The 11,072-nt window shown below is 65.9% G+C and carries 12 protein-coding genes; 5 read left to right on the forward strand and 7 right to left on the reverse strand.

Features of this window, described 5'->3' with window-relative positions:
• The first annotated feature begins 12 nt into the window (after window positions 1-12).
• From QX128_RS07525 to QX128_RS07535, 3 genes are all read left to right on the forward strand, one after another.
• Window positions 13-1,503: a sodium:solute symporter family transporter gene (locus QX128_RS07525; RefSeq protein WP_316181270.1), complete on the forward strand. Its 1,491-nt coding sequence runs from the start codon at window positions 13-15 to the stop codon at window positions 1,501-1,503.
• A gap of 61 nt (window positions 1,504-1,564) precedes the next feature.
• Entirely contained in the window at window positions 1,565-1,855 is a 291-nt protein-coding gene (locus QX128_RS07530) for a hypothetical protein (RefSeq protein ID WP_315805706.1), read from the forward strand.
• Window positions 1,856-1,916: 61 nt separating this feature from the next.
• Window positions 1,917-3,254 carry an LLM class flavin-dependent oxidoreductase gene (locus QX128_RS07535; protein ID WP_316237087.1) on the forward strand — a complete coding sequence of 446 codons (1,338 nt, stop codon included), beginning with the start codon at window positions 1,917-1,919 and terminating at the stop codon, window positions 3,252-3,254.
• Window positions 3,255-3,353: 99 nt separating this feature from the next.
• On the opposite strand, the gene QX128_RS07540 is transcribed toward QX128_RS07535, so the two are convergent.
• The 7 genes from QX128_RS07540 to QX128_RS07570 form a co-directional block, all read right to left on the reverse strand.
• The gene (locus QX128_RS07540) at window positions 3,354-4,523 is read right to left on the reverse strand and encodes a mandelate racemase/muconate lactonizing enzyme family protein (RefSeq protein ID WP_316237088.1); all 1,170 of its coding nucleotides are present in this window, start codon (window positions 4,521-4,523) and stop codon (window positions 3,354-3,356) included.
• 34 nt (window positions 4,524-4,557) lie between these two features.
• A complete protein-coding gene (locus QX128_RS07545; RefSeq protein ID WP_316237089.1) occupies window positions 4,558-5,265 on the reverse strand; it encodes an SDR family oxidoreductase in 708 nt (235 codons plus the stop codon).
• Complete coding sequence (locus QX128_RS07550; protein WP_316237090.1) at window positions 5,262-6,332, reverse strand: ABC transporter substrate-binding protein; 1,071 nt, start codon at window positions 6,330-6,332, stop codon at window positions 5,262-5,264. Before QX128_RS07550 ends, QX128_RS07545 begins: the two co-directional genes overlap by 4 nt.
• A 22-nt stretch (window positions 6,333-6,354) precedes the next feature.
• Window positions 6,355-7,194 carry an ABC transporter permease gene (locus QX128_RS07555; RefSeq protein WP_316237091.1) on the reverse strand — a complete coding sequence of 280 codons (840 nt, stop codon included), beginning with the start codon at window positions 7,192-7,194 and terminating at the stop codon, window positions 6,355-6,357.
• Window positions 7,187-8,014, reverse strand: coding sequence for an ABC transporter ATP-binding protein (locus tag QX128_RS07560; protein WP_315805700.1), 828 nt, complete (start codon window positions 8,012-8,014; stop codon window positions 7,187-7,189). The genes QX128_RS07555 and QX128_RS07560 overlap by 8 nt, the downstream gene beginning before the upstream one ends.
• 70 nt (window positions 8,015-8,084) lie before the next feature.
• Window positions 8,085-9,029 carry a dihydrodipicolinate synthase family protein gene (locus tag QX128_RS07565; RefSeq protein ID WP_316237092.1) on the reverse strand — a complete coding sequence of 315 codons (945 nt, stop codon included), beginning with the start codon at window positions 9,027-9,029 and terminating at the stop codon, window positions 8,085-8,087.
• A 25-nt stretch (window positions 9,030-9,054) separates the two neighbouring features.
• Window positions 9,055-9,870 (reverse strand): IclR family transcriptional regulator, encoded by an 816-nt coding sequence (locus QX128_RS07570; protein WP_315805698.1) that lies wholly within the window; start codon window positions 9,868-9,870, stop codon window positions 9,055-9,057.
• A gap of 219 nt (window positions 9,871-10,089) precedes the next feature.
• On the opposite strand from QX128_RS07570, the gene greA reads away from it, so the two are divergent.
• Both greA and QX128_RS07580 read left to right on the forward strand, forming a co-directional pair.
• A complete protein-coding gene (gene greA, locus QX128_RS07575; protein WP_316237093.1) occupies window positions 10,090-10,572 on the forward strand; it encodes a transcription elongation factor GreA in 483 nt (160 codons plus the stop codon).
• Window positions 10,573-10,601: 29 nt separating this feature from the next.
• A complete protein-coding gene (locus QX128_RS07580; protein ID WP_316237094.1) occupies window positions 10,602-11,066 on the forward strand; it encodes a metallophosphoesterase family protein in 465 nt (154 codons plus the stop codon).
• The last annotated feature ends 6 nt before the right edge of the window (window positions 11,067-11,072 follow it).

Raw genomic sequence — 11,072 nt, forward strand, 5'->3', positions numbered from 1 at the left:
GGAGAAATCGCAATGGACAAATCGATCTTTGCCGCGATGCCGAGCCTGACGCCGACCCTCGGGTATGCGTCGATGATCGGACTAGGCCTGTTCTCACTCGCCCTGTCCTATGCCGTGAAGACCCTCCTCGTTCGAAACACTCACGACTTCATCATCGCCGACCGCCGAGTCGGCTTCGGTTTCGGCGTCGGTTCGGTGATCGCCGTCTGGACCTGGGCCATGGCGGTGATGATGAGCTCGGCGATGACGTATCAATGGGGCCTCTCCGGCCTGTTCTGGTTCGTGGTGCCCAACGGCTTCGCGGTCATGGCGATGATCCCGTTCGCCCGCATCCTGCGCAAGAACATGCCGGAGGGCTACACGATCTCCGAGTTCATCGAGTACCGGTTCGGCAGGTCGAAAGCCGCGACCGCAATCGTCACCGTGACGATGATCTTCGGAATCATCCTGGAGATCCTGATCAATCTCAAGGGCACCTCCGTCGTCGTCTCGACGGTGTTCGGGATCGACTGGAAGGTGGCGACCGTCGTCGGCATCATCTGCGTGCTCGCCTATTCATACTTCGGAGGCTTGTGGACGAGCGTGATGACCGGAACGCTCAACACGCTGATGATCACCGTGCCGGCGGCGATTGTCGTGGCCGCGGTGTATGCCGCGATCCCGGGCGGATCGGAAGCGGTCTTCAACGCCGCCGGCGCGGCCGATGCCCGCAACCTGTCGGTGCTGCGTCCCGATGCCGCCGCGGGCTTCGGCATCACGCTTGCGTTCGGCCTCCTCGCGGCAACGGTCTCGGACCAGACATTCTGGCAGAAGGTCTGGGCCATCAAGAGCCGCGACGTCGGCCGCGTGTTCCTCTGGTCGGGCGCGCTGTTCTATCCGATCCCGATCTGCCTGGGCATGCTCGGCCTGGTCGGCATCGCCTATGGCCTCAAGCCGGCCGATTTCGGCGGCGACATCGTCGCGGTCGGCCCCTACATCGTCTCCCATATCGGCCTCGGTCTGACCCTGGTCCTGCTTTACGTGCTCGTCATCCTTGCCGCCTGCTACTCGACCATCGACGGCGCCAGTGCCGCGCTGTCCTCGGTCGTCGCCGTCGACATCGTCAAGCGCTACTTCCCGCAGACCTCCGAGAGCAGCCTGTTCGTGATCACCAAACTTTCGGTCCTGCTCGGCGGCATCATCGCGACCCTCATCGTGCTCTCCGGCCTCGACTTCACGACATTGGTGCTGACGACCTATGCGCTGAAGACCTCGATCCTGCTGCCGCTGGTGCTGTCCATCCTGTGGCCGAAGACCAACATGATCGGCTTCGTCGGCGGCATCGCGCTGGCGATCGGCGTGGGCATGCCGATCTACGCCACGGCCGGCGAGCTGATCGGAACGCTGTCGATCGTCGCGATCAGCGGGCTGACCGTCGTCATCGCGGGTCTGATCGGCGGCGAGAACTTCGACCTCACCGGCCTGCAGCGTATCGGCGACGAGGTCTCTGCCCCGGCCGAATAGCTGCGCGAGGCGCGCCGGTCCTCGGCGCGCCCGTCCCTCTGACATCCCAAAGGAGCCAACCATGTACGTCCTGATCACCATCGTCGGCATTCTCGTCACCCTGTTCTTCCTCGCTGGATTCTGGCGCGGCCTGCAGAACGCCATCGCCGAATATCGCAGCGGCGCCGCCGAGCCGACCGACGTGCCCGACTATGGCTATGGCGGGCTGGCAGCGATCTCGGTGATCGCGTCCGCCGTCATCATTGCCGGCGTCGGCTTCACCCCCGCGATGATCTATGCCGGCCCGCTGCTTGCGCTGGTGACGGCGGCTGGATGCGGGCTCGCCTTCTTCGTCGAGCAGAAGAGCGCCTGATCACCGACCACCCGAAGTTCATGACGGACTGGACGAGTTTCGGACGCAAGGAGAGCATTGCATGACGACGACCACGAGGAAGAAGGCTCATCTTCTGGGATTCATCCAGCACGGCGTGAACAGTCACGCCACCGGAATGTGGCGCCACGTCAAGGACAAGATCGGCTGGGATTTCGCCCGGCCGGAATACTGGCAGCACATGGCCCGCACGATGGAACGCGGGATGTTCGATGCCATGTTCATCGCCGATGAGCTCGCGCCCTACAACACACACGAGGACAGCTCCGACGCGATCGTGAAATGGGCTGTGCAGTGCCCGACCCACGAGCCGTCGACGATTGTGCCGATCATCACCACCGCGACCAAGCATCTCGGCGTCGGCGTCACCCTGTCGACGGCGTTCGAGCATCCCTATTCGATGTGCCGCAGGCTCTCGAGCCTGGATCACCTCTCGGGCGGCCGCGTCGCCTGGAACATCGTGTCGTCCTACTCCAAGAGCGAATGGGATGCCTATGGTCACACCATGACCGAGCGCAGCGGCCGCTACGACCGGCTCGAGGAATACATGGAGGTCTGCTACCAGCTGTGGGATTCCTGGGAGCCGGATGCGATCATCGCCGACAAGGTGTCCGGCATCTATGCTGATCCCGCCAAGATCAAGGTCGTGAACCACGAGGGCAAGTACTACAAGTGCCATGGCCGGCATTTTTGCGCGCCCTCCCCGCAGGGACGGCCGGTGCTATGGCAGGCCGGCTCATCCAACCAGGGCCGCGACTTCGCCGCCAAGCATGCCGAGGCGATCTTCGCCGTGCATCCGAACGTCGACCGCATGAGGCAATATGCCGGCGATCTGAACGAGCGGCTCGCCGGCAAGTTCGATCGCAAGCCGGGTTCGGTGAAGCTGATCTACGGCCTGCAGACCGTGGTCGCGGAAACACGCTCGGAGGCGCAGGAGAAGTACGCGCGAATCAAGGAGTGCATTCCGCCGGAGGGCGCGCTGGCCTGGATGTCCGGCCATTTCGGGCTGGATTTCTCCAAGTTCGACGGCAATGCCATCGTGCAGAACATCGAGGTGCCGGGCATTCAGGGTCTGTTCGAGTCGATCATCTACGCCAAGGGCGGCGCGCCGGTGACCGTGAAGGAGGCGGCGATGATCTACGCGCAGGGCATGGGCATGCCGGTCGCGGTCGGCACCGCCAAGGACATCGCCGACCAGATCGAGCACTACATGGATGACGGCGGCGCCGACGGCTTCATGCTGGCGGCGACCTACACGCCCGGCTGCTTCGAGGAGTTCGCCGATCTCGTCGTTCCCGAGTTGCAGCGGCGCGGCCGGTTCAGGACGCGATATACGGGTACGACCTTGCGGGAGAATCTGCTGGAAGATGGAGTCTGGTGAGCCCCGCCACCGGGCCGCCCTTCGAGATGCCAGCTTCCGTCATGCTGAAGAGTGCGGCTTGCGGCGCGTCTCGAAGGCCCCTGCTCAACGGCGCGCGGCTCAAGCGCTCAGCGCGCGCATCTCCGCATGCAGATCCGACTTGCCCTCGAAGCCGATGCCGGGGAGGTCGGGCATGGTGATGTGGCCGTCGATCACCTTCACGCCGTCGGGGAAGCCGCCATAGGGCTGGAACAGGTCGGGGTAGCTCTCATTGCCGCCGAGGCCGAGGCCGGCGGCGATGTTGAGCGACATCTGGTGGCCGCCATGCGGGATGCAACGCGACGGCGACCAGCCATAGGTCCTGAGCACGTCGAGCGTGCGCAGATATTCGCACAGGCCGTAGGACAGCGCGCAGTCGAACTGCAGCCAGTCGCGGTCGGGGCGCATGCCGCCATAGCGGATCAGGTTGCGGGCGTCGTGGTGGCTGAACAGGTTCTCGCCGGTCGCCATCGGGCCCGGATAGAAATCGGCGAGCGTCGCCTGCAGATGATAGTCGAGCGGATCGCCCGCCTCCTCGTACCAGAACAGCGGATAGTCGCGCAGCATCTTGGCGTAGGCGACAGCGGTCTCCAGGTCGAAGCGGCCATTGGCATCGACGGCGAGTTGGTTGCTCGGGCCGATCTCGGCGAGCACGGCCTCGATGCGTTCGCGGTCCTCATCGATCGGCGCGCCGCCGATCTTCATCTTCACGACGGTGTAGCCGCGCTCGAGATAGCCGCGCATCTCCCGGCGCAGCGCCGAGAGATCCTTGCCGGGATAGTAATAGCCGCCGGCGGCGTAGACGAACACGCGCCGATCGGCCTTGCGGTTGTGGCGCTCCGCGAGCAGACGGAACAGCGGCTTGTCGGCGATCTTGGCAACCGCGTCCCAGATCGCCATGTCCAACGTGCCGACCGCGACCGAGCGCTCGCCGTGACCGCCGGGCTTCTCGTTGATCATCATCGCCGCCCAGGCCTTGTCGGGATCGATGTTGTCCTTCGTGGCATCGAGCAGCGATTTGGGATCGGCTTCAAGGAGTCGCGCGCGAAAACGCTCGCGGATCAGGCCGCCCTGGCCGTAGCGGCCGTTGGAGTTGAAGCCGTAGCCGACGACAGGACGCCCGTTGCGCTCGACATTGGTGATGACGGCAACGAGGCTCGACGTCATCTTGGTGAAATCGATATAGGCATTGCGGATCGGCGATGAGATCGGCTTCGTCACCTCGCGGACGTCGACGATACGAACGGTCATGGTCAATCTCCTGATCGTGGTCGCGAGCGCCGCGTCAGAGCGAGGCGCCGGCGCAGATGGTGATGGTCTGTCCGGTGATGGCAGCCGCTTCCGGCGACAGCAGGAAGGCGGTGAGCGCGGCCACTTCGCCTGGATCGACGTAGCGGCCCATCGGCGGCAGCACCGGCGCGGTGCCGGCGCGGCTGGGGTCGCGCAGGAACGGCGTGTCCGTGGCGGCTGGCGCGATGACGTTGACGGTGACTTGGCGCGGCGCCAGCTCGATCGCCCAGGAGCGCGCGAGACCGGTGAGTGCCGCCTTGGTCGCGGCGTACTGGCTGCGGCCGGCCGCGCCGTTGGCGGTGCGGCTGCCGATCAGCACGATCCGCCCGCCCTCGCGCATATCAGGCGCCAGCGCGTTGGCCAACGCTTCAGCCGCGCCAACATGGACGCGCCACATGCCCTCACTGTCGTCAGGTGCGAGCTCGCCAAGCCGGCCGACCCGCATGTAGCCTGCGGCATGGACGAGCGCGGTGACCGTACCAACCTCAGCCAGGACCTCGATGAGCACAGGCGTGTCCGACAGATCAGCCTGCAAGCTCGCAAAACGCGGATGCGACAGCGCCGAGGCTGCACGGTCGATGCCGGTTACGCGCCAGCCGCCGGCAAGCAGGCGCTCGGCAACCGCGCGGCCGATGCCGGAGCTGGCTCCGGTCACCACGGCATGGCCGCGATCGGTGCTGCTGTCGTGGCTCTCCACCGTCATCCCTTGTACGCAGCCGCCTCGGCCTTCACCTTCACGGCGTCGAAATTGTTGATCTTGTCGATCAGCTCGTTGGTGTAGAGCGCATTGTAGTCCTTGATGTCCAGCCCGTTCATCGCGGCCTCGGTGCGGAACTCCTGCTCGTTGATCGCGCCCATCTTCGTATCGGCATAGGGCGGCGCGTAGAGCTTGATCCGGCGGCTGATCGACTGCAGCACGGCCTTGACCGCCGCGTCCTCGCTGGCACCGCGCGGCGCCGTCTCCGGGTACATCTTGAGAAAGGCCCTGGCGCCGGCGGTCGGATTGGCGAGCAGGAATTGCGACGCCTTGCACACCGAGCGGCCAAAGCCAACCAGGAGATCCCTGTCCTTCTCGAACGTCTGCGGCATCGCCATCAAGAACTGACCGCCGACCATCGGGATCGTGGTCGGACGCGGCAGATAGGCCAGCTCGATGCCAGCCGCCTCGATCTGGCCGAAGCCCGTATCGAAATAGGCGAGCGCATCGATCACGCCGCGCTGCAGGGCGACGCCCGCCGGCGTGCCGTTGCCGACCGCGACCCAGCTCACATCCTTGTCCGGATCGAGGCCGAGCGCCTTCAGCACGTTCTTGGTCACCGGATATTCGGTGGCGCCGAAGTCGGACACGCCGATCTTCTTGCCCTTGAGGTCCGTGTAGCTCTTGAGCGCGGAGCCGGGCGGGACGGCGATGTCCCATTTGTACGGATAAGTATATTGATAGAACAGTTTCGCGCCACCCCATTCGCCCTTGGCGAGCAGCGGCAGCGCCGTCGACGGCACGCCGACGCCGATGGTGACGGAGCCGCGGTCGGTCGCGACCTGGACGTTGGCATTGGTGCCGAGCGCCTGGACATCGAGCGAGAACCCTTCCTGCGCGTTGTAGCCGAGCGCCTCGCCGATCACGCAATTGATGATGGTGGCGTTGAGCGCCTTGAGCCCGACACCGAAGCGAATCTTCTTGGCGTCCGCCGCCATCAGGCCGGCCGGGGCGCCGCTCACCAGCAGCGCCGCGCTGGCGCTGCTCTTCAGGAATGACCTGCGCGAAACCATCCTACGTTCCCTCCCTGTTGTCCTATTTTCTCCGATTGGCGCCCCAGTGCACGACCTTGGCCTCGCACCAGCGCACGATCCCGTGCAGCACGATGCCGAGCACGCCGAGAATGATCAGCGCGGCGAACACGCCTGCGACATCGGAGACGGCTTGCGCCTGGGTGATGACCACCCCCATGCCGCGCTGAGCGCCCAAGAACTCGGCGACGATCGCGCCGAGCAGCGCGTACACCACCGCCATGTCGAGGCCAGCGAAGATGAAGGGGGCGGCATTCGGCAGCTTGACGATGCGATAGGTCTCGAGCCGCGACGCCGACAGCGAGCGCATCAGGTCGACGCGCTCCGGCTCTACGGCGCGCAGCCCGGTGAAGCTGTTGATCAGCACCGGGAAGAACGACAGCAGCGCCGAGATCGCGATCTTGGAGCCGTCGCCGAAACCGAACCAGATCACGATCAGCGGTGCGATCGCCACCTTCGGCAAGCTCTGCAGCGCGAACGCATAGGGCATCACCAGCCGTTCGATGGCCTCGACCTCGGCCATCAGCGAGCCGATGACGAGGCCGAGCCCGACGCCGATGGCGCAGCCGACAGCGGCGTTGCTGAGAGTGCTCCACAGCGGCAGGTAGTAGCCGAGCGGACTGGCCGGGCTGACCGCGAGCCCCGACCAAAGCGCGCGGACCACCGCTTCGGGCTTCGGCAGGATGTAGGACGGGATGTTCAGCAGGTTGACCGCGGCGATCCAGCTCAGGATCAGCACCGCGAGACCGGTCCAGGCGATCGGCGATCCCAGGCTGATGCCGCGGCGTGGACTCGCTGGCTTCTGCGACATGGCTGACACGGCGACGTTGGCAAGATCAGTCATGGCCATGCTCCTGCGCATTGAGCAGCCCGCGGACCTCCCTGGCGAGCCGCGCATAGTCCGGATGCAGCACGATGTCGTCGAACGACCGCGGCCGCGGAATGGGAACGGCGAGATCGGCCAGGATGCGGCCGGGACGCGCCGACATCACGATGACGCGGTCGGCGAGGAAGATGGCTTCCGAGATCGAGTGGGTGATCAGCAGGATGGTCTTGCGGTTCTCCTGCCAGATGCGCTGCAGCTCGAGGTTCAGACGCTCGCGGGTCAGCGCGTCGAGCGCGCCGAACGGCTCGTCCATCAGCAGGATCTCGGGATCGCGCGCCAGGGCGCGGCAGATCCCGGCGCGCTGCTGCATGCCGCCGGACAGCTCATAGGGATATTTGTCGCCGAAATCGCCGAGACCGGTGACGGCGAGCAGACGTTCGATGCGATCGCCGGCCGGCGCATGTTTGCCGCCGACGCGCAAGGGCAGCCCGACATTGTCGCGCACCGTCATCCACGGCAGCAGGTTGGCGGCCTGGAACACGACGCCGACCTTGCGCGAGGGACCGGCGACGGGCTCGCCATCGAGCAGCAGCCGGCCATCGCTGTAGCCGTCGAGACCGGCGAGCAGACGCAACAACGTGCTCTTGCCGCAGCCGGACGGGCCGACCACGCACACGAACTCGCCCGGCTTGATATCCAGCGAGACGCGGCTCAACGCATGCACCGCCGCACCGGAGGCCGAGACATAGGTCTTCGAGACCTGGTCGATCGCGATCAGCACATCGTCGGGCGTGTCAGCAGCGCGCCGTTGCGCATCGTCGACATCCATCATCAGCATGAGCGTCCACCCGGTCTCTTGTTTTTATGATCACAGGCAGCGGCCGTCACCGGCCGTCGCCTCTCGTTGCTCAGGCTGCAGCCTGCACCGTCAGCCCGGCCGCGGCCACTGCGGCGCGGATCGCGGCCATCTCCTCGGCGCTCGGCGCATGCGTCGGCGGCCGCACGGTGGCATCGCGGATCACGCCGGCGACCTGCATCGCCGCCTTCATGCGGCCATGCGCCTCTCCGGTCGGCTCGCCGCCGCCATACACCGCGTCCTTCAACGGATCGATCATGGCCTGCAACTTCATCGCCAGCTTGAGATCACCGGCCGTCACCGCGGCGAACAGATCGTAGATGAGATCCGGAATCAGCGACGCGAAGCCGACCAACGCGCCGTCGACGCCCTGCACCATCGACGCCAGCAGGTATTCGTCGTGGCAGGTCAAGAGCGCCTTGTCCGGGGCCGCCGCGCGGATTGCCTTGAGGTCGCGGGCATATTTGTTCATCTCGCGGGTGCCGATCTTGAACGCCTGGACGTGGTCGAGCCGGGCGAGCTCGGCGAGCAGCTCGGAGGAGAACGAGGCGCGGGTCCAGGCCGGATAGACGTGCACGATCAGCGGCAGCCTGGTCGCCTCGCCGATAGCGTTGAAATAGTCCAGGCAGTGCTCGCGCTTGAAGCCGAAGCGCAGCCAGTGATGCGGCGGCATGATGTCGAGCGCGGTGGCGCCGGCCTCCTTGGCCATCAGCGCATGCTCGATGCCGTCCTTGATGCCTTCGCAGACGACGGAGGAGATCGTCGGGCAGATGCCGGTCAGCGCCCTGGCGACGATGCGCGTCACCTCCGCGCGCTCTCTTGCGGTGAGGCTGAACACCTCGCCGGTGTGGCCGTTGGTCATGATGCCGACAATGCCGCGGCGCCTGCCGAGCCACGCCGCATAGCGCGTCAGCTCGGCCTCGTCGATCGAGTGATCGGCGTTGAAGGGGACGGCGATCGCCGGGATGATCCCCTTGAAGTTGGTCATGACGTTCATGTCGGGCTCCTGATGAGTTCTGGTGTCATCGGCTGGAAACGGTGGCGGTGGCGCCGCCCATGGCTTCGAGCGCGCGCGACAATTGCGCCGCGGCGCGCAGCAGCGGCGCGACGCCGGTGCGCTCGAACTCATCGGCTGACACGCGCATGGTCGGGGCGGCGACGCTGATCGCTGCGAGCGGCACGCCGTCGCGATCGACGACCGGTGCGGCGAGCACGCACAGTCCCGGTGCATTCTCCTGATTCGAGAGCGCGTAGCCGGCGGCCTTCACCTGGCGCAGGCGCTGCAGCAGCGCGTCGAGATCCGTGATCGTGGTTTCGGTGCGCTTGATGCGCGGCTGCGCTTCGAGCACCTCGATCTGCGTCTGCACCGGCAGCAGCGACAGGATCGCCTGGCCGACAGCGGTGGAATAGACCGGCGCGCGGCTGCCGATCCGGACGTCGACGCCGAGCCGGACGAGGCCCGCCTGGATGCGCTCGACATAGACGATGTCGCTGCCGTCGAGCACCGCGAGCGAGGCGGCCTCGTTCATCTCGCCGACCAGGCTGCGCAGGATCGGGCGGGCCTGGTCGCGCAACTCCGAGCGAGCGATCGCGTTGAAGCCGAGGTCGAGGCATTTCAACGTCAGGCGGAAGCGCCTGGTGTCGCCGACCTTCTCGACATAGCCGAGCATCACGAGGGTGTTGAGCAAGCGGAAGGTGGTGCCCTTGTCGAGCGTGGCGCGGCGCGCGACGTCGGCGAGCACCAATTCGGGCGCGTCGCTCGTGAAGGCGTTCAGCACCTGAAAACCCTTGGCCAGCGACTGCACGACGCTTTTGCCAGCCTTGCTGTCCTCGTCCACGGGGGAGCTCCGCGTTTCCTGCTTGGCGCCGGGCCTTGACGACCCGCATCTTGTCTTGCTATGGTTCGGATTGCGAACTATAGTTCGAATATTAGAACGCGCCCAGCCGCATCTGTCAAGCGCGCTCGCACGCCGTATGCGCACGGCTTGAAATCCGCACAGCCGGCATGATCTCTCCTGAGGGCCGCGATATCTCGCGGCCTTTTTCAGGAGTCCCGCGTGAGCGTCGCATTCACCAAGGAAGAGAGCGCCGAGACGGCGGCCGAGACGCAGCTGCCCGACCGGCCGGTCTCGCCGCATCCGAACCTCGTCACCGACGCCGGCCTCAAGGCGCTGGAGGCGCAGCTGCTTCAGGCGCAGACGGCCTATGAAGCGGCGCAGAAAATCGAGAACGTGAATGAACGGCGGCGGGAGTCGGCGCTGCCGCTGCGCGACGCACGCTACTTTGCAGCGCGTGTGCGGACCGCGCAGGTGATGCCGGCACCGGCCTCGACCGATCAGATCGCGTTCGGCAGCACCGTGACGTTCAAGCGCGGCGACGGCCGCGTGCAGACCTACACTATCGTCGGCGAGGACGAGGCCGATCCGAAGCGCGGCATGATCTCCTACGTCTCACCGGTGGCGCGGCTGCTGATGGGCAAATCAGTCGGCGACGTCGTCGAGGTGACCGGACAAGAGCTGGAGATTCTCACGATCGCCTGAGGCGATGCCCATCACCCCGGCGGGAAACGATGCTCAAGGTTGGAATCATCTCCGACACTCATGGGCTGCTACGACCGGAGGCCGTGCGACGTCTGGCCGGCGTCGACCACATCATCCACGCCGGCGATATCGGCCGCCCCGACATCGTCGAGCAGCTTCGCTCGATCGCGCCGGTGACTGCGATCCGCGGCAACATCGACACGGCAGACTGGGCGAATGCCTATCCTGCGACCGAGACCATCAGGCTCGGCACACGTGCCGTCCATGTCGTGCATGACGTCCACGATCTCGCGATCGATCCTGCAACGGCGTGTATCGACATCATCGTGTCCGGCCATTCGCATCGCGCGGGCGTCGAGACACGCGACGGCGTGCTCTACCTGAATCCGGGCAGCGCAGGGCCGCGCCGCTTCAGGCTGCCGATCACGCTGGCGACGCTGGATATCTCCTCAGCCAGCCTGTCGCCCGTGATCCACGACCTCGGCAGCAGCTGACGCAAA

It is taken from the genome of Bradyrhizobium sp. SZCCHNR1015 (assembly GCF_032489875.1).
Classification (GTDB): domain Bacteria; phylum Pseudomonadota; class Alphaproteobacteria; order Rhizobiales; family Xanthobacteraceae; genus Bradyrhizobium.